Origin of the sequence: Pandoraea pnomenusa, from assembly GCF_040391475.1 — a bacterium.
Classification (GTDB): domain Bacteria; phylum Pseudomonadota; class Gammaproteobacteria; order Burkholderiales; family Burkholderiaceae; genus Pandoraea; species Pandoraea pnomenusa_C.
On the sequence record NZ_JBEBXS010000023.1, the window covers coordinates 35,429 to 54,120 of the forward strand.

Sequence of the window (18,692 nt, forward strand, 5' to 3'; positions counted from 1 at the left end):
CATGAACACGCAAGTCGAAGGCTTCATGACGCAAACCCCGCAGGCCGACGCCGCCACGCCCGGCGCGCAGGTAGGACGCTCGCGCCCGCATGAATCGGCGGTACTCCATGTGGCCGGTGAGGCCACTTACACCGACGACATCCCCGAATTGCAGGGCACCCTGCACTGCGCGCTGGGCCCGTCGCCCAAAGCGCACGCCCGCATTCTCTCGCTCGATCTCGACGCCGTGCGTCGCGCGCCGGGTGTGGTTGCCGTGCTCACGGCCGCCGATATTCCCGGCGTGAACGACTGCGGCCCGGTCGTGCACGACGATCCGATCCTCGCCGACGGCGTGGTCCAGTACATCGGCCAGCCGATGTTCGCCGTGGTGGCCGAGTCGCACGACGCGGCGCGCCGCGCCGCACGTCTGGCCAAGGGCGAGTACGAAGACCTGCCCGCCATTCTCACGCCGCAGGCCGCCAAGGCGGCGGGCGCGGGCGTGATCCCGCCGATGCATCTGCGTCGTGGCGACGCCGACGCCGCGCTGCAGGCCGCGCCGCATCGTCTGACCGGCACGTTCGAGTGCAACGGGCAGGAGCAGTTCTACCTCGAAGGGCAGATTTCCTACGCCATTCCGAAGGAAAACGACGGCATCCATCTCTATTGCTCGACGCAGCACCCGACCGAAATGCAGGCGCTCGTCTCGCATGCACTCGGCTGGCACAGCCATCAGGTGCTGGTCGAGTGCCGTCGCATGGGCGGCGGTTTCGGCGGCAAGGAATCGCAATCGGGTCTGTTCGCGTGTGTGGCATCGCTGTGTGCGTCGCGACTCAAGCGTCCGGTGAAGCTGCGTCTCGATCGCGACGACGACTTCATGATGACCGGCAAGCGTCACGGCTTCTACTTCGAATACGACGTCGGCTACGACGACGACGGCCGCATCGTCGGCGCGAAGGTCGACATGACGTTGCGCGCGGGCTTCTCCGCCGATCTGTCCGGGCCGGTCGCCACGCGCGCCATCTGCCACTTCGACAACGCCTACTTCGTGCCTGACGCCGATCTGCGCGCGTTGTGCGGCAAGACCAACACGCAGTCGAACACGGCGTTTCGCGGCTTCGGCGGCCCACAGGGCGCGCTCATCATGGAAGTGCTGCAAGACGCCATCGCGCGACGTCTGGGCAAGGACGCCCTCGACGTGCGCCGCGTGAACTTCTACGGCAAGACCGAGCGCAACACCACGCCCTACGGCCAGCTGGTGAAGGACAACGTCATTCACGAACTGGTCGCGGAGCTGGAACAGACGAGCGACTACCGTGCGCGGCGCGACGCCGTACGCGCGTTCAACCTCACGAGCCCGGTGCTGCGCAAGGGGCTGGCGCTCACGCCGCTGAAGTTCGGCATTTCGTTCAACGTGCAGGCGTTCAACCAGGCGGGTGCGCTGGTGCACGTCTATCGCGACGGCTCGATGCTGGTCAATCACGGCGGCACCGAGATGGGCCAGGGCCTGAATACGAAGGTCGCGCAGGTCGTGGCCCATGAGCTGGGCGTCGACCTCTCGCATGTGCGCGTGACGGCCACCGACACGAGCAAGGTCGCGAACACGTCGGCCACTGCCGCCTCCACCGGCGCCGACCTGAACGGCAAGGCCGCGCAGAACGCCGCGTGGCAGATCAGGCAGCGTCTGGCCGGGTTCGCCGCGCAGAAGTACGGCGGCGCGCCCGACGACGTGCGTTTCGCCAACGACATCGTGAGCGCGAACGGCAACGACATCCCGTTCCCCGATCTGGTGGAAGCCGCCTACTGGGCGCGCGTGCAACTGTGGTCGGACGGCTTCTACGCCACGCCGGGCCTGTCGTGGGACGCCAAGACCATGAACGGCAACCCGTTCTTCTACTTCGCCTACGGCGCGGCCGTCTCCGAAGTCATTCTCGACACGCTGACCGGCGAGTGGCGTTTGCTGCGCGCCGACGTGCTGCACGACGCCGGCAAGTCGATCAACCCGGCGCTCGACATCGGACAGGTCGAAGGCGCGTTCATTCAGGGCATGGGCTGGCTGACGACGGAAGAGCTGTGGTGGAACAAGGACGGCAAGCTGATGACGCATGCGCCCTCCACGTACAAGATCCCCGGCATCAGCGATTGCCCGACAGACTTCCGCGTGGCACTGTTCGAGAACACCAACGTCTCGGACTCGATTCATCGCTCCAAGGCCGTGGGCGAGCCGCCGCTGCTGCTGCCGTTCTCCGTGTTCAACGCCCTGCGCGACGCCGTGGCCAGCGTGAACGACTACCGGGACGAACCGGTGCTCAACGCCCCTGCCACGTCCGAGGCATTGCTCATGGCCATCACCGAGTTGCGCACAAGGAGTCCTGCCTGATGCACGCCTGGGTCGACGCCGCCCACAAGCTGCTGGTCCGTGGCGAAGCCGCGGTGCTGGTCACGATCGCGCGCGTGGAGGGTTCCGCACCGCGCGAAGCGGGCACGCACCTGCTCGTGACACGCGAGCACGTGTGGGAAACCATCGGCGGCGGCCATCTCGAATGGAAGGCGATGGATGTCGCGCGCCAGTTGCTGCGTCAGTACGGCCAGCAAGGCGCGCGTCACGTTGAACGCTTTGCCCTGGGGCCGAGCCTCGGGCAATGCTGCGGCGGCGCCGTCACGCTCGCCTTCGAAGTGCTCACGCTGACCGATCTGGCATGGGTGAGCGCGCTGCACAAACGGCTTTCGGCAGGCGAAGCGAGCCTGCGCAGCGTGGCGTTCGGCGCCCCGGGGGCCAACGCTGCCGCGAGCCAGCAGCAGGGCGGCCCGGTCATGCTGACCGAGCTTGATCCGAACGAGCCGCTGGCCCACCCGCACACGCTTACGCGCGACGCCGACGATGCCGCCTGCTCCTTCTGGCAAGGCAGCGACGGCTGGCTCTGGCTGAGCGAGCGCCTCGCGCCGAGCGACTTCCACATCGTGCTGTTCGGCGCCGGACACGTCGGACAGGCCATCGTGCAGGTGCTCGCCACGCTGCCCTGCCGCGTGACGTGGGCCGACGAGCGCTCCGAGACCTTCCCGGCCGCCGTGCCGCCCAACACGGTCGTCGAGTCGACCGACACGCCCGAAGCCATCGTGGCCGAAGCGCCGCCGGGGGCGTATTTCCTCGTGATGACGCACAACCACGGTCTGGATCAGCGGCTGTGCGAGGAGATCTTCCGGCGCGACGACTTCGCCTATTTCGGCCTGATCGGCTCGATGACCAAGCGCCGCCAGTTCGAGCATCGTCTGCGCGATCGCGGCGTGCCGCCCGAGCGTTTCGAACAGATGATCTGCCCCATCGGCGTGGCAGGTATCACCGGCAAGGCCCCCGCGACGATCGCCATCGCGGTCGCCGCGCAGTTGCTGCGCGTGCGCGAACAGCAGATGCGGCTGGGCGCTCCGGCGCCGCTGCAGGACACCGGCACGCTCGCCTGAACCGGCACGGGCATGACCGGTGCACGTGACCGGCAAACGCGGGCGACGGTAGAATCGCGCCCATCCCCCCCAACGACAAGACCGATCCATGCCACTCACGCCAGAACTCGCCAAGACCCTTTGCGCCATGCCCAAGGCGGAACTGCATGTGCATATCGAAGGCACGCTCGAACCCGAGCTGATCTTCCGGCTCGCCGAACGCAATCAGGTCAAGTTGCCGTATCCGAGCGTGGAAGCCCTGCGCGACGCGTATGCCTTCACCGATCTCCAGTCCTTCCTGGACATCTATTACGCCGGCGCGAGCGTGCTGCTCACCGAAGACGATTTCTACGACATGACGCGCGCGTATCTCGAGCGCGCCGCCGCCGACAACATTCGTCACACGGAGATCTTCTTCGACCCGCAGACACACACGGCGCGCGGCGTGTCGATGGCGACCGTCGTGAACGGCATCGAGCGCGCGCTCGCCGAGGCCGAATCGCAGCACGGCATCACGAGCCGCATGATTCTCTGCTTCCTGCGCCACCTGTCCGAAGACGACGCGCTACAAACGCTCGAGACCGCGTTGCCGTACTTCAACAGCCACGGGCATCGGCTCGTGGGCGTGGGACTCGACTCCTCCGAGCAAGGACACCCGCCCGCCAAGTTCGCACGCGTGTTCGAACGTTGTCGTGCGCTGGGCCTGCGTATCGTGGCACACGCCGGTGAAGAAGGGCCGCCCGCCTACATCCACGAGGCGCTCGACACGCTTCGCGTGGAACGGGTGGATCACGGCGTGCGTGCCATCGAAGACGAAGCGCTGCTCGATCGTCTGGCGCGCGAGAAAATTGCGTTGACCGTGTGCCCGTTGTCGAACGTTCGCCTCAAGGTGTTCGACCACATGGGGCAGCACACGCTGCATCAGTTGCTCAAACGCGGGCTGGCGGTCACGATCAACTCGGACGATCCGGCCTATTTCGGCGGCTATCTGAACGAGAACTTCCTCGCCACGTTCGACGCCCTGGACATGACGCTCGACGACGCTTACACGATGGCAAGGAACAGCTTCGAAGCCTCGTTCATCGACGACAACGAAAAGCGCCGTCTGGTCGGCGAGCTGGATCAGTTCCGCGCCACCCACGCAGGGTAAGGACCCTTCGGCCATGCGCCGATGACTCGACAAAACGCCCGAAACCCTTCGGGCGTTTTTTTTGCCGTCGCCCAAACGGCAAACGGTCGGGCACGGCGCACCCCGGCACACCACATTACCCCGCGATGATGTGGAACATTCCTCATCAGGAATATTTTCACGGGGACCCGATGCTATTTTTCCAGCGTGCCCGCATAGGCTTCATCCGGTGCCCCCACACCGCCGACGCCACGGGCACACGACACCTAAGAACATCGGAGACAACACCCCATGGACTCATCGCTCAGCCCCCCGGCGGGTAGTGCCGCGCCCGAAGCGGCTCACGACAGCACGCGCGTGGAGGGCGCGCAACCTGTCTCGACCCTCGACCGCTATTTCGGCATCACCGCGCTCGGCTCGACCTTTCGCACCGAAGTGATTGCCGGTATCACGACATTCCTCGCGGCGATGTACATCATCGTCGTCAACCCGGCCATTCTGTCGAAGACCGGCATGGCCTTCCCGGCCGCGCTCACGGCCACGGTGCTCATCAGTTTCTTCGGCAGTTGCGCGATGGGTCTGTACGCCCGCAACCCGGTGCTCGTCGCGCCGGGCATGGGCCTGAACGCCCTGTTCGCGTTCACGATGGTGCACGGCGTCGGCATGCCGTGGCAGACGGCGCTCGGCTGCGTGTTCTGGTCGGGCATTCTCTTTGCGCTGCTCGCCGCACTCAACGTGCGCCGATTCGTCGTCGAGGCGATTCCGGCGAACCTGCGCTACGCCATTTCATGCGGTATCGGACTGTTCATTACCGTGATCGGTCTGGTCAACGCGAAGCTCGTGGTGAGCGATCCGGTGACGGTCGTGCGTCTGGCGCACCTGTCGCCGCCGACCGTCACGTTCCTCATCGGGCTGGCCATCACGACCGTGCTCGTGGCTCGCCGCGTGAACGGCGCGCTGATGATCGGCATCGTCGCCACCACGCTCATGGCCATTCCGATCGGCCGCCTGTGGGGCGATGGCAGCGGGTATTTCCCGAAGGAAATCGCCACCGCCACCCTGGTGAACTTCCAGGGCTTCTTCGCCGCGCCCGATTTCTCGGGCATCGGTCAGCTCGACCTGCTCGGCGCGCTGAAAGTCGCGTACCTGCCGTTCATCTTCGTGATGCTGTTCACGGCGTTCTTTGATACCCTCTCGACCTTCATGAGCATCGCGGAAGCCGGTAACATGAAGGACCGCGACGGCAATCCGCGCAATATGCGTCAGGCCATGATCGTCGATTCGTTCTCGGTGCTGATTTCCGGTCCGCTGGGCACGAGCCCGGCCAACGCCTACATCGAGTCGGCTGCCGGTATCGCCCAGGGCGGACGCACCGGACTCACCGCCGTGGTCTGTGCGCTGCTGTTCCTGCCGTTCCTGTTCCTCTCCCCGATGCTTTCGCTGGTGCCCGCCATCGCGACCGCCCCGGCGCTGATTCTGGTCGGCGTGTTTATGATGGAGTCTGTGGCACGCATCGAATGGCATCGCATGGACGAAGCGATTCCGAGTTTCATCGCGCTGGTGATGATCCCGATTTCGTATTCGATCACGGATGGCATCGCCTACAGCTTCCTCGCCTTCGTCGTGCTCAAGCTGTTCACCGGCCGCGTCAAGGAAATCAAGCCGGCGATGTGGATCGTTGCAGCGCTCGCCGTGCTGCTGCTCACGCAAATGTAATGACAGAAGGATTCCAGCCCATGTCCACCTCGAACCCGGCCCAATCGGCGGCGCGCGCCGTACGCGCACAACTGGTCTACTTCACGCACGATCCGGCACGCGCCTATCTCGACGGCACGCCCGGCACCGTCCACCATACCGACGGCATCGTCGCCTTCGAGAACGGCCGCATCACCGCCGTGGGCGACTATGCCAAGGTGGCGCCCACGCTGCCTGCGGGCACGCCTGTCGAGGACCTGCGCGACAAGATCGTCACGCCGGGCTTCATCGACACGCACATCCACTATCCGCAAACGGATATGATCGCGTCGCCGGCGCCCGGGCTGCTGCCCTGGCTCGAGAAATACACGTTCCCGACCGAGCGTCGTTTCGAGAATCCGGAGTACGCGGCCGACGTTGCCCAATTCTTCCTCGACGAACTGCTGCGCGGTGGCACCACGAGTGCGCTCGTGTACTGCACGGTGCATCCGGCTTCGGCCGACGCCTTCTTCCGTGCCAGCGACGCGCGCAACCTGCGCATGGTCGCGGGCAAGGTGATGATGGATCGCAACTGTCCCGACTTCCTGCGCGACACCGCCGAGAGCGGCGCTCGCGACAGCGAAGCGCTGATCCAGCGCTGGCATAACAAGGGGCGTCAGCTGTACGCGCTCACGCCGCGTTTCGCCCCGACGTCGACCGAAGCGCAGCTGGGCGTGTGCGGCGAACTGGCCGAGCAATACCAGGACGTGTTCATCCAGAGCCATGTGGCGGAAAACACCGACGAGGTCGAATGGGTGCGCTCGCTGTTCCCGGGCCATCGCAGCTATCTCGACGTGTACGACCACTACAAGTTGCTGCGCAAGCGCGCGGTGTACGGCCACTGCATCTGGCTCGACGAGCACGACCGTCGACGCATGTTCGAGACGGGCACCGTCGCGGCGCATTGCCCGACCTCGAACCAGTTCCTCGGCAGCGGTCTGTTCGACTTCGCTGCAGCGGAGGCCACGCGCATGCCGGTCACGCTCGCGACCGACGTCGGCGGGGGTTCGACCTTCTCGATGCTTCAGACGATGAACGAAGCGCACAAGGTGGCGCGTCTGTCGGGCTATCACCTGTCGGCGGAGCGCATGTTCTATCTGGCCACGGAAGGCGCGGCGCACGCGCTGGATCTGCACGGCACGATCGGCACGCTCGCCGTCGGCGCGGAGGCCGACTTCGTGGTGCTCGACCCGAAGGCCACGCCGTTGCTTGCGCGTCGGACGGCACTGGCCGAGTCGCTCGAAGAACTGCTGTTCGCGTTTGCGATGCTGGGCGACGATCGCGCGGTTTCGGCGACCTATGCTGCGGGCAAGCCGGTGCATCGACGCACGACACATTGAGGGACTGAGGTGTGAAGGCAAGGCGCAAACGCGCCAGTCCTTCGCACCTCACGCGCACTTCCCCGCATTTCTCCCGCTTTTCTCTCGCTCTTCAACGGTTTTTCAACCGTTTCTCACCCGCGTGATGCGTCCGCCTGGACGACACCGCTTACGCGAGGGAGCGTACGTCGTCGCCGCGATGGTCCTGGCTCGACATACGTCCTCTCGCGGTCGCCGACCGCGCGCAAGGGGCATGCGGTCGGGGATCTCCTTGGGCAGCCGATGGCTGCCCTTTTTTGTGTTCGTTGTCACCGTCCGAATGACTTGCATTGCCCGCCGTATCGGGCACTCTCGATAGCGTGCCGCCCGCATCGGCGACGAACGCGAGGGCGCTGCCGATGTGTCGATCCTGTTTCGGTTGGCCGATGTGCACGCGTCCCCCCTTCCCGTCGCTTACGACGAGCGCGATCGAGTTTCCCCCATCGAGATTGATCGAGACGTGGGGCGTCTCACCCAGTCGGTCGATCCGCGCCATCACGCTTGACCACGACGCCAGCGAATACCCTGAGCGCGTTTGCGCGCCGCGTCCGCAGGCCAAGCCGACAACGAGCCGCACCCACTCATCTCCTGACGTGACCGGCACACTGATCCCTGCGCGCGGGTTCGGATCTGCGGCGTGAAGCAACTCGCCTGGCCGAATACAACCGGTCTCGAACGAAAAGTCATCGGGCAAGCGATATCCGTCCGTCTGGCAACGCGTAGGGAAGAACACAGGCGCCCCGTTGATGGAAAGCAGTGGCGTGGACTCGATATACGAGTCGTCGCTCAGTCGCAGTCGAACGTAGTCACCGGCGTAGGCCCGTGGAATCGGCAAGCTGTCGTGCACGCACTGCGCCGTGCGTAATGCCCCGATGGGCGTATGCTCCGCCCTCGCCGCATCGGCGCGCCGCTGAAAGTTGAAAAATGCGCCGTTGATAAGCGCCCCGGCACGCCGGTTCGAAGCGCCCAGCATGTCGTCGGCGAAGCACGTCATGGTTCGCAATGCGGTGTCGGAGGCCAACACGGTGCCTTCGTGGCGCGGCATTGCCGCCGCCACGTAAGCGAGTCGCTGATATCCCGCCTGCCCGACAAATGCCGCATCGAGTCCGACCCGGCGAAAGCACCCCTCGTCTCCGGCAACCCGCACCAACACCAACCCTGGCGCGACACCCTTCACGTGCAGATGGCGACGCGTCGCCACGCCCGTGAGCAACGCCACGGTGCGCACCTCAGCGGGCGATTCGGGTGACCTCCCCCAGGCACTGCGTGCCGCTTCCGGTGCGGCAGTACACCCTCCCTGGCGCACCGCAAACAGGTCGTCCGCCACGGCGGCGACATAAACAGGTGACGAGTACGACGCACGCCGAAGTCCGGCACTGCCGACAGCCATGTCTTTGGAAATGGCAATGTTCATCGTTGTCCTCCATGTTGACGAACTGACCGATGGCGAGGGTCATCGTCCCGCGCCGCAGGCAAACCGGCCATCATCGCCAGCCTGTACCGGCATCGCTTTCGTATTCGTCACCGCCACTTCGTTCCGCATCTTCCATGCAACGCTTCTGCACCGGTTCCCATGCGCAGGCAGAGGCGTCAGCGCAATCGGCATTTCATGTCGAACGCATGTGACGCGCATTGCGTCATAGTCGGCAAGCAAGTCACGTCTCTTGCGATTCGGCGGCATCGCGTCATACGCCCCCCTTGAAAAATCCCGTTCCGAAGGAATTCATCGCTTGTCCTTTTCCAATGCTCACCACGAATCCGCCGGCACGGCGCTCCAGCGGCTTGCTCACGCATTGCGTGTCGAAGGCCAGGCGCCGGCGCACGCGCTCGCCGTGACCGGCGACGATGGTCGAATCTGGCAAATCGACGCCATTGCCGGCGCCGACAGACTTTTCGTCCATACGCCTGTGGCACTGCCCGCCGTGTTGTCCGACGGCGCCACCAACGACTGCCTGTTGCGCATCAATGCCGAAGTGAATCTGACGCGCGGCGCGTGGTTGGCGCGGCACGTCCCCAGCGATACGGTGCGTTTGTTCGATGCCATCGACGCGAGCGATGCCACGCTGGACCGCCTCGCCGGCCACCTTTCACGACTGGCACGTGTGCTCGGGCAGATCAACGCGGCGTTCCGTGATATCGCGGACACACAAAGCGCACCTGCGTCGACATTCGCGCACGTGCCGATCGCCGCAGCGAGTGCCTAGATTCTCAGTGCACGACATCCCCCTCACATCCCCACCCTGCAACCACTCACTTCCCTGACTCATGCGCCCGCAACTCGAAACCGTTCTCAACTACCCCACGCTTTCGCGCTCCATCAGCAGTTACGCCACCTCCCCCACTTCCCGCACAGGGTCGCGCAGTCCCGACAGCGGCTGTGCTGACGCCTATTTGTTTGCAGGTGAAATCGCCACACCGCTACGCTCTGACACGTCGCTGGGCATCGCGTCCAACGCTGGGCTGGCGGACGTTGCCAACGGTCAGATCGATCTGCGTACCGCCACCGCGCAGCCGCACTCCATGCTGGATGCCGGATTCAGCGCCGCCAACGCCGACAACCGCGACGCCGACCGCCTGCACGACCACATCGTCGAACTCTTCAATACGTCACGCAAGGTACGCGCCGAGATTGGGCATGTCGCCCTGACGGACGCCACCAGACACTCACAGGTCATGCAGTCCGACGGTGCACAGCTCGACGCCGCCCGTGTACACGACAACCAGATGTTTTGCATCGATTCGGCAAACGGCAAAGGCCTGCCGTACCTCCATGAGCGCGACAAACCCTTCGCGGCCATGCTCGAAGACGGTGGGCGTAAAGTCTTCACTTTCCTCCCCGGGTACGCTACCGGCGACCGCTATACGCTGATCATTGCCGCGCTGGTCGAACCCCGTTTGAACGTGATCATCGGATATGCCGTTGGGGGCGCGTCGAAAGAAGTCGAGAAGCAAAAGCGTGACGCAACGACCGCTTACGACGTACTTGTGAACGCACTCGAGAAGAACGGCGTAGCGAATGCCCGAAAGCGCGTCACGTTGTGCGAGTTCGACGGCGACGCCCGCTCGCTCAAGCAGGCTCGCGAGTCGCTCGACAGCCCGGACACGCGCGAGCGCTTCGGCACTCCGGACGCTGGGGCGATTACCGCCGACATCAGCGGCGACGATCACATCTTCCATATCTCGGTCACGACGGAACTGATCCGGCGTCAATTCGCGCGCGACGACGTGTGCGCGAGCCAGCGTCACAATGAAATCCGCGACCGGCTATGGCATCTCGTCGACGCACCGACACGCGAGCGCATCGACAAGGCCGTCGATCACATCGTCGCCCACTACCAGCTCGACGACCGCTGCGTGGCGCTGTGGATCGCCGATCGCGAAGGCGCGAACGAACGTGAGTCGCAGGCCATCTCGCGACCGCTGATGTTCGAACAGATGGCCCAACGCTTCGCGCAGGACGGATTCAAGGTCTTCGATGTCGCCGACACGTTCATCAACCCGAGCCCCTCGATCCCCCGCGGCACGTTCGACCGGCATCCCTACCGACCCGAAATCCGTCCACAGATCGGACGCTTCTGGAACGGCACCTTCGACACCGAGAAACTCCTCGCGCCGCGAGAAAACCAGTGGTACTTCATGGATCGCCTGCTCTCGAAAACGGGATCGCGCCTGGCCGGCATTCGCAGCGGCGCACTCGAACCGTTCGCACTGTTCGGCCACACGGTCGTCTATCTCGAACACAAGGACATGTTCACTCCGGAGCGTCACGCAAGTTGGCAGGGCTACATTCCGTACCATCGCGTGATCACGGAGAAGACGACAGGCTATATGAGCACTGACATCAAACTTGATGTCAACGGCCAGTTGACGACATCGCGCGAAGCGCAAACCGAGCTAACGGCGGCGCGCCTGAAGCGCACCCTCGTTGACCACAACATGCAAAGCAAGCAGATCATGCAACGCGAGATGCGTCTGGATCAGGACGACCGCGGAGCCCCGGACGTTGACTCGCTGATCCGCACGCACGTCGGCGCGATGGTCGCTCACCAATCGCCGCTGTCTGATGCAAACCAGCCTTCGTGGCAACGGCTCGCCCGTTCGATGTCGGTCGACATGCAAGAACGCCTCAGCGCTGTCGAAACCTCGATTCGCGAGGGTGTGCTGCATCCGGCAGAACTGGATCTGATCGCCACGAAGCTGAATCTCCGGAACGACATCGACGCATCGGCAGCCGACCACGGCTGACGTCCAGCCTCTCCCCATTCCGTTTGCCGGGTGAATCGGAACCGATGCTATAATCCGCTCCGATTCATTGGGGAGTAGCCGCCCTGTCATAGACAGCTGTCTTTGGCAGGGGCGTACGTCAACAGACTTGGCCGGTTCCGGCTATGGCGTGCGCAGCCCACGGGCCTGGCGAGACCGATGACGATGCTTCCGCCAACCGGGCCGGGATGCATTGTCATTGGCTCGCGTATTCACGGCCCGGCGGAGAAATAATAAGGTGTCCCCATTCCTCGTCTCGACCGGTGTGGTCGCGCTCGCCGAAATCGGCGATAAAACCCAACTGCTTTCCCTCGTCCTCGCTGCGCGCTTCAAGAAGCCCGTGCCGATCATTCTCGGGATTTTCGTCGCCACGCTCGTCAATCACGGTTTTGCCGGGGCGCTGGGAGAATGGCTCTCGACGGCCATCAGTCCCGATGTCATGAAATGGGCGATCGTCGCGTCGTTCATCGGTATGGCGATCTGGATTCTGGTTCCCGACAAGCTCGACGACGAAGAAGCGGACACGCGCCGCAAATTCGGCGTCTTCGTGACAACCATCATCACGTTCTTCATCGCCGAGATGGGCGACAAGACGCAGATCGCGACCGTCATGCTGGCTGCACGCTATCAGGACTTTTTCGGCGTGGTCGCGGGCACGACGCTCGGCATGATGCTCGCCAACGTGCCCGCCGTGCTCATCGGACACAAGTTCGCCGGCCGGCTGCCCACGCGGGCCGTGCATGCGGTGGCGGCGGTGATCTTCCTGGTGCTCGGCATCATCACCCTGCTGCAGTAAACGCAAAAACGCCGGAGCGACCCTCCGGCGTTTTTTTGATACCTGACTGACGCGTGCCTGCCCCTGCCCGGCCGAATCCGGCTATTGCCCGACCTTCTGCTGCACGTTGACCGTGCGCCCGCTCGGGAACGGCAACTGCTTGAGCGCCGCATCGATCAGGAACGGCATGGCCGATGCGAGCGATGTCCCGGCGTCGCTGGTGCTGGCCTGCACGCGATACACCTCCTTGCCGCTCACGCGGTCCGTGAAACGCAATTGCAGTCCGGCCAGCCCGTAAGGATAGTCACGCTCGACATACATGGGCGGCGGCCCGTACGGATAGCCGTACCAGCCCCACGGACGTCCCCACGGCCCCCACGGACCGGGCGCGAACATCGGATCGTAGGCAGGCTCGGCGACGCGCATGACCTGCTGGGTAATGCCGTAGCTCATGCCGATCAGATAATGCGCCGTCGTCGGACTCTGCTCGCTGAAGCCATCGGCCGCCAGACGATTGCGCAACCACTGCTCGTACGTGGCGTGTTCCTGATTATTCTGCTGCTCTGCGGTACGCGTGAGCGCAAACGTGCGAGGCCCCTCAAAGCCGGGGCTGTCGCCGAACGCCGTCACCTGACTCGTTACCGTGCTGGCACATCCCGCCAGCAACACGCTGGCGACGGCCAGTGTCGCCATTCCCCATCGTTTCCACATGATTGCCCGCTCCAGAGATTGGCTGGACGCCCGGACGCGCGTCCTTCGCGTCGATTTAAGCATAGGACGGCACCTTGCGCACATCCGGACTATTTGACGGCCGCGATGCGCCAAAATTCAGTGAATTTCTCGTTCGGACGCGAACCCGCCGCCACTCCGTTACAATTTACGAATCCTTGGCCGTCCGCAAAACACCGTCCATGCTCAGAACCGACCTCGCAGGTGTGATCCAACGCTCCGACTATACGCCGCCCGCGTACCTGATCGACACCGTTCAACTCGACTTCGACCTCGCCCCCGACGTCACCACCGTGACCAGCCGCATGCGGCTGCATCGCAATCCGGCCGGCCCGGGCGGCGACCTCGAGCTGGTGGGCCAGGGCCTGCAACTCGTGAGCCTCGAACTCGACGGGAAACCTTGGGCCGCCTACCGCACGGGAGACGAAACCCTCACCGTGGAAGGCCCGCCCGAGACCTTCGAACTCACGCTCGTGACGCGCTGCCGTCCGGCGGAGAACACGTCGCTCATGGGGCTTTACGTCTCCGGCGGCAACTTCTTCACGCAATGCGAGGCCGAGGGCTTTCGCAAGATCACCTACTTCCTCGACCGTCCCGATGTCATGGCGACCTACACCGTGACGCTGCGCGCCGATCGCGAAGCGTATCCGGTGCTGCTCGCCAACGGCAACCTGATCGACAAGGGCGACTTGCCCGACGGCCGCCACTTCGCCATCTGGGACGACCCGTTCAAGAAGCCGAGCTACCTGTTCGCGCTGGTCGCCGGGCGTCTGGTGTGCCGCGAGGAGCGCATCGTCGCAGGCGACGGTCGCGAAAAGCTGCTCCAGGTCTGGGTTCAGCCGCAGGACCTCGAGAAGACCGAGCACGCGATGCACTCGCTCATCAACTCGATCCGCTGGGACGAGGCGCGTTTCGGCCGCGTGCTCGATCTCGATCGCTTCATGATCGTCGCCGTGAGCGACTTCAACATGGGCGCGATGGAGAACAAGGGCCTGAACATTTTCAACACGAAGTACGTGCTGGCCGATGCCGCCACCGCGACCGACGACGACTTCGGCAACATCGAAGCGGTGGTGGGCCACGAGTACTTCCACAACTGGACCGGCAACCGCGTGACCTGCCGCGACTGGTTCCAGCTGAGTCTGAAGGAAGGCCTGACCGTGTTCCGCGATCAGGAATTCTCGGCCGACATGATGGGCTCCGAGTCGGGCCGCGCGGTCAAGCGTATCGACGACGTGCGCGTGCTGCGTCAGGCGCAGTTCCCCGAAGACGCCGGTCCGATGGCACACCCGGTGCGCCCGGAGAGCTACGTCGAGATCAACAACTTCTATACCGTCACCGTCTACGAGAAAGGCGCCGAAGTCGTGCGCATGTACCAGACGCTGCTCGGACGCGACGGCTTCCGTCGCGGCATGGATCTGTACTTCGAGCGCCATGACGGTCAGGCGGTCACGTGCGACGACTTCCGCGCCGCCATGGCCGACGCGAACCAGCGCGACCTCACGCAGTTCGGCCGCTGGTACAGCCAGGCCGGCACGCCGCGTGTGACGGTCGACGCCGCCTACGACGAGGCCGCCCGCACCTACACGCTCACGCTCACGCAACGTTGCCCGAAGGTGGGCGTCGAGTTGCAGGACGACACGCTGATCAAACAGCCGTTCCACATTCCATTTGCCGTGGGCCTGCTCGATCGCGACGGTCGCGACATGACGCTAGGTGTGGCAGGTGAGGCCGACGATGCGCCGGCTGTCACCACGCGCGTGCTCGACTTCACGCAGGAGCGGCAGAGCTTCACGTTCGTCGACGTGCCTCACACCCCGATGCCCTCGCTGCTGCGCGGCTTCTCGGCGCCGGTCATCGTCGAACACGAGTACACCATCGACGAACTCGCGTTCCTGATGGCGCACGACAGCGATCCGTTCAACCGCTGGGAAGCGGGGCAGCGCCTGGCGACACGACAGTTGCTCGCACTCGTCGAGTCGATCCAGATGGGGCAGTTGCCGAGCGTCGACAGCTATGTGCTCGAAGCCTTCCGTCAGGTGCTGCGCGACGAAACGCTCGATCCGGCGTTCCGTGCGCAGGCCCTCACGCTGCCGGCCGAGTCGTATCTCGGTGAGCAGATGACGGAGATCGACCCGGCCGCCATTCATGCGGCGCGTCAGTACCTGCGTCAGCGGCTGGCGGCGTCGCTGCACACCGAATGGCTCGCGGCGTATCACAATCATCGCGTGCCGGGCCCGTATCGTCCCGACGCCGCCTCGGCCGGCGAGCGCGCGCTGAAGAATCTCGCGCTGTCGTACCTGATGGAACTCTCCGACGCCGGCGTGGCGCAAACCGCCCGCACGCAATACGACGCGGCCGACAACATGACCGACCGCTTCGCCGCCCTCACGGCGCTCGTCCAGCGCGGCGGCGCCGCCTGCGAGGGCGACGCGGCGCACGGCCCGAACCATGCGGCCGAAGCGCTGGTGGACTTCTATCAGCGTTTTGAAAACGAGCCGCTCGCCATCGACAAGTGGTTCGCGCTGCAAGCCATGCAGCGCGGCGACGGCAGCCACTGCGTGATCGACGCCGTGCGTGCGCTCATGCGCCACCCGGCGTTCACGCTGAAGAATCCGAACCGCGCGCGTTCGCTGATCTTCAGCTTCTGCAGCGGCAATCCGGCGCAGTTCCACGCGGCCGACGGCTCCGGCTATCAATACTGGGCCGAGCAGGTGCTCGCACTCGACGCGCTCAATCCGCAGGTCGCGGCGCGTCTGGCACGGGTGCTCGACCGCTGGCGCAAGTACACGCCGTCGCTTCGCGAGCGCATGCGCGGCGCGCTTCAGACCGTGGCCGATCACAAGACTCTGTCGAAGGACGTGCGTGAAATCGTCGAGAAGGCACTGGCCTGAACGACCGCCGGTTCATGTGGCCTGACGCGTACGCGCGTCATGGCTGCCATCTGCATTGAGATTTGCTTCAACTGGCTGAGTGCGGGCGGCGATGCTCTCGAGCGCCGCAGCCCCGTCACACCGGCCGGCGCACGATGAGCCGGCAGACCCGCTTGCCCGAGCTGGCGCTCGTGACGTCTTCTTCATGCAGCACCACGCCGTCGTGCAACGCGGCGCGCACGACATCCGGCGCAAACGCACTGTAGAGACGGCCGTCCGGAAGCCGCGCGTCTTCCCCTTCGGTCGCTCGCCACGAGACGTAGAGCACACCGCCCGGGCGCACGAGCGTCCACAGGCGATCGGCCGCCTGCGCCACCTCACCGGCAGGCAGGTGCATCAGCACGGTCTCGCAGAGCACGTTGTCGAACTGAACGTCGACGTTCTCCAGCATCGGCAGACGGCCGACCTGGAATGGCACCCACGAGAAGGTCTTGCGCGCCAGTTCGACCAGCGCGGGAGCGTTGTCATAGCCGACCACGTCGAACCCCTGCCCGGCCAGCCAGGCGGCGTCACGTCCATTCCCGCAGCCGACATCGATGGTGCGCCCGCCGGGTACGAAGTGCCGCACGAGCAGCGCGTACATATCGTCGGGAGGCGGCTGGTTCAGCCAATCTTCGCTGTATCGAACGGCGTTGGCCTCGTAGGCCGCTTCGGTTTGCAAGTCCGCCATGATCGGAGTCTCCGATGGAACGTATGCGTGGCGGCACCCAACCGCCACGCGCCGACTGCCCGACTGACTACCCCGGCGTGTTGCCGGATGATGTCGAGATTACTGCGAGATCTTTTCCAGTGCGATATCACGCGTGCGCGGACCCATCAGACCGATGGACAGCATGACCACGAGCATGGCGCACGAGATGAAGACGAACACGCCGGTCACGCCGAAGTTGCGCAGCACGGACGCGATCAGGAACGCCGTGAAGATCGCCGAGAAGCGGCTCCACGAGTAGACAAAGCCGACCGCACGCGCCCGAATCCCGGTGGGGAACAGTTCGGTCTGATAGGCGTGATAGCTGTACGACATGATGTTGTTCGCGAGCGTCAGGCCGATGCCCATCGCGACGAGCAGGAACGACGACGTCACCTGCGAGAACACCAGCCCGCACACGATACCGATACCGGCTGTCCACACGATGGCGTGTTTGCGCTCCACCTTGTCGGCCATCCACAGACCGATCAGCGGGCCGACCGGTGCGGCCAGCGCAATCACGCTCGAATAGGCCAGACTCGTCGTGACCGTGATGCCCTGCTTGATGAGCAGCGTCGGCACCCAGTTGGCGAAGCCGTAGAAGCCGACGGTCTGGAAGATGTTGAACAGAATCATCATGATCGCGCGCTTGCGATACGGCGGCACCCACATGTCGCGAAACGCACTCTTGGGCACCACGGGCTCAGGTTCGCCCGGCGTCGGCAGCGGCTTGCCGTACTCGCGCTCGACCTTCGCCTCGAGCTCGGACAGCACTTGCTCCGCTTCGGCCAGACGCCCCTTCTGCGCGAGCCAGCGCGGGCTCTCCGGCAGCGCCCGGCGAATCCACCAGACGAAGACCGCGCCGTGCGCGCCGATGAGCACGACCCAGCGCCAGCCCTCCAGACCGAGGAACTCGCGCGGCACCAGCCAGAAGGCGAGGAACGCCACGACCGGCACGGCGGTGAAACCGACTGCCTGCTCGCAAGCGAAGGCGCGGCCGCGAATCTGTTTGGGCACCAGTTCGGCAATGTAGGTGCCGATCGTCACCAGCTCCACGCCAATGCCGAGGCCCACCACGAAGCGCCAGAAGTTCACGCCCGTGGCCGTCTCCTGGAACGCCATGATGACGTTGGCCACCGTGTACCAGAGCAGCGACCCGGTAAACACGGCGCGACGCCCGAAGCGGTCGGCAAGAAAGCCGCACGCAATGGTGCCGATGAACAGGCCCGAAAACAGCGCGGCAATGAAGCTGGCGACGCCCGTCGTGCCGAACAGGCCCGGCGTCGTGGGCGTGAGGATGCCGCTCTTGACCAGCCCCGGCGCAATGTAGCCCGTGTACAGCAGGTCGTAGAGTTCGAAGAAAAAGCCCAGGCTGAGCAGCACGACCAGTTTCCAGACGGTGCGGGTCGGCGGCAGGCGGTCGAGGCGGGCGGAAATGTCGCCTGCAGTCAGGCGGGTGGCCGTAGCGGAGGCTTGGCCGGTGTGAGGCATGGAAGGCATTGATACGTCGGGGGATGGCATGGAAATCGTCTCCGGGCCCGTTCGGTCATGGCCGAACTGCTCATTGGCCGAAGTCCCTGCCGCAACACTCGCCGGCGGGACGTCGGATACACCATGAATCGACAGGCGCGAGGCCGAAATTGTGCCACGAATGGCACCGCGCCAGTCA

The 18,692-nt window shown here is 64.7% G+C and carries 13 protein-coding genes and 1 riboswitch; of the genes, 9 read left to right on the plus strand and 4 right to left on the minus strand.

Translation table 11 applies throughout. The features are described from left to right. The first annotated feature begins 1 nt into the window (after position 1). The 5 genes from xdhB (at position 2) to guaD (ending at position 7,617) form a co-directional block, all read left to right on the plus strand. Positions 2-2,356, plus strand: coding sequence for a xanthine dehydrogenase molybdopterin binding subunit (gene xdhB, locus ABWO90_RS20260; protein WP_353193027.1), 2,355 nt, complete (start codon positions 2-4; stop codon positions 2,354-2,356). Continuing rightward, positions 2,356-3,435, plus strand: a complete 1,080-nt coding sequence (xdhC, locus tag ABWO90_RS20265; RefSeq protein ID WP_353193028.1) for a xanthine dehydrogenase accessory protein XdhC — start codon at positions 2,356-2,358, stop codon at positions 3,433-3,435. The genes xdhB and xdhC overlap by 1 nt, the downstream gene beginning before the upstream one ends. An 88-nt stretch (positions 3,436-3,523) precedes the next feature. Beyond that, positions 3,524-4,564 carry an adenosine deaminase gene (locus ABWO90_RS20270; RefSeq protein ID WP_353193029.1) on the plus strand — a complete coding sequence of 347 codons (1,041 nt, stop codon included), beginning with the start codon at positions 3,524-3,526 and terminating at the stop codon, positions 4,562-4,564. 270 nt (positions 4,565-4,834) lie between these two features. Then, a complete protein-coding gene (locus ABWO90_RS20275; protein ID WP_353193030.1) occupies positions 4,835-6,259 on the plus strand; it encodes an NCS2 family permease in 1,425 nt (474 codons plus the stop codon). 20 nt (positions 6,260-6,279) lie between these two features. Next, positions 6,280-7,617 (plus strand): guanine deaminase, encoded by a 1,338-nt coding sequence (gene guaD / locus ABWO90_RS20280; protein WP_353193031.1) that lies wholly within the window; start codon positions 6,280-6,282, stop codon positions 7,615-7,617. Between the two features lie 148 nt (positions 7,618-7,765). Here guaD and ABWO90_RS20285 read toward each other — a convergent pair whose 3' ends face one another. Next, the gene (locus ABWO90_RS20285) at positions 7,766-9,049 is read right to left on the minus strand and encodes a hypothetical protein (RefSeq protein WP_353193032.1); all 1,284 of its coding nucleotides are present in this window, start codon (positions 9,047-9,049) and stop codon (positions 7,766-7,768) included. Between the two features lie 316 nt (positions 9,050-9,365). Here ABWO90_RS20285 and ABWO90_RS20290 point away from each other — a divergent pair, with 316 nt between their 5' ends. The 3 genes from ABWO90_RS20290 (at position 9,366) to ABWO90_RS20300 (ending at position 12,694) form a co-directional block, all read left to right on the plus strand. Next, positions 9,366-9,839: a type III secretion system chaperone family protein gene (locus ABWO90_RS20290; RefSeq protein ID WP_353193033.1), complete on the plus strand. Its 474-nt coding sequence runs from the start codon at positions 9,366-9,368 to the stop codon at positions 9,837-9,839. Positions 9,840-9,900: 61 nt separating this feature from the next. Beyond that, complete coding sequence (locus ABWO90_RS20295; protein ID WP_353193034.1) at positions 9,901-11,880, plus strand: hypothetical protein; 1,980 nt, start codon at positions 9,901-9,903, stop codon at positions 11,878-11,880. 57 nt (positions 11,881-11,937) lie between these two features. Next, a riboswitch (yybP-ykoY riboswitch) is annotated at positions 11,938-12,122 on the plus strand. Between the two features lie 14 nt (positions 12,123-12,136). After that, the gene (locus ABWO90_RS20300) at positions 12,137-12,694 is read left to right on the plus strand and encodes a TMEM165/GDT1 family protein (protein ID WP_353193035.1); all 558 of its coding nucleotides are present in this window, start codon (positions 12,137-12,139) and stop codon (positions 12,692-12,694) included. A gap of 81 nt (positions 12,695-12,775) precedes the next feature. Here ABWO90_RS20300 and ABWO90_RS20305 read toward each other — a convergent pair whose 3' ends face one another. Continuing rightward, entirely contained in the window at positions 12,776-13,384 is a 609-nt protein-coding gene (locus ABWO90_RS20305) for a DUF4136 domain-containing protein (protein WP_353193036.1), read from the minus strand. Positions 13,385-13,584: 200 nt separating this feature from the next. Between ABWO90_RS20305 and pepN the strand changes: the two genes are divergently transcribed. Further along, positions 13,585-16,296, plus strand: coding sequence for an aminopeptidase N (gene pepN / locus ABWO90_RS20310; protein ID WP_353193037.1), 2,712 nt, complete (start codon positions 13,585-13,587; stop codon positions 16,294-16,296). Between the two features lie 115 nt (positions 16,297-16,411). Here the strand turns inward: pepN and ABWO90_RS20315 are convergent, their stop codons facing one another. Further along, positions 16,412-17,005: a class I SAM-dependent methyltransferase gene (locus tag ABWO90_RS20315; RefSeq protein WP_353193038.1), complete on the minus strand. Its 594-nt coding sequence runs from the start codon at positions 17,003-17,005 to the stop codon at positions 16,412-16,414. A gap of 99 nt (positions 17,006-17,104) precedes the next feature. Next, positions 17,105-18,523 (minus strand): MFS transporter, encoded by a 1,419-nt coding sequence (locus ABWO90_RS20320; RefSeq protein WP_353193039.1) that lies wholly within the window; start codon positions 18,521-18,523, stop codon positions 17,105-17,107. Between the last annotated feature and the right edge of the window lie 169 nt (positions 18,524-18,692).

Coding starts and splice junctions, on each gene's coding strand:
- xdhB (WP_353193027.1), top strand. CDS start 2: ATGAACACGCAAGTCGAAGGCTTCATGACGCAAACCCCGCAGGCCGAC.
- xdhC (WP_353193028.1), top strand. CDS start 2,356: ATGCACGCCTGGGTCGACGCCGCCCACAAGCTGCTGGTCCGTGGCGAA.
- ABWO90_RS20270 (WP_353193029.1), top strand. CDS start 3,524: ATGCCACTCACGCCAGAACTCGCCAAGACCCTTTGCGCCATGCCCAAG.
- ABWO90_RS20275 (WP_353193030.1), top strand. CDS start 4,835: ATGGACTCATCGCTCAGCCCCCCGGCGGGTAGTGCCGCGCCCGAAGCG.
- guaD (WP_353193031.1), top strand. CDS start 6,280: ATGTCCACCTCGAACCCGGCCCAATCGGCGGCGCGCGCCGTACGCGCA.
- ABWO90_RS20285 (WP_353193032.1), bottom strand. CDS start 9,049: ATGAACATTGCCATTTCCAAAGACATGGCTGTCGGCAGTGCCGGACTT.
- ABWO90_RS20295 (WP_353193034.1), top strand. CDS start 9,901: ATGCGCCCGCAACTCGAAACCGTTCTCAACTACCCCACGCTTTCGCGC.
- ABWO90_RS20305 (WP_353193036.1), bottom strand. CDS start 13,384: ATGTGGAAACGATGGGGAATGGCGACACTGGCCGTCGCCAGCGTGTTG.
- pepN (WP_353193037.1), top strand. CDS start 13,585: ATGCTCAGAACCGACCTCGCAGGTGTGATCCAACGCTCCGACTATACG.
- ABWO90_RS20315 (WP_353193038.1), bottom strand. CDS start 17,005: ATGGCGGACTTGCAAACCGAAGCGGCCTACGAGGCCAACGCCGTTCGA.
- ABWO90_RS20320 (WP_353193039.1), bottom strand. CDS start 18,523: ATGCCTTCCATGCCTCACACCGGCCAAGCCTCCGCTACGGCCACCCGC.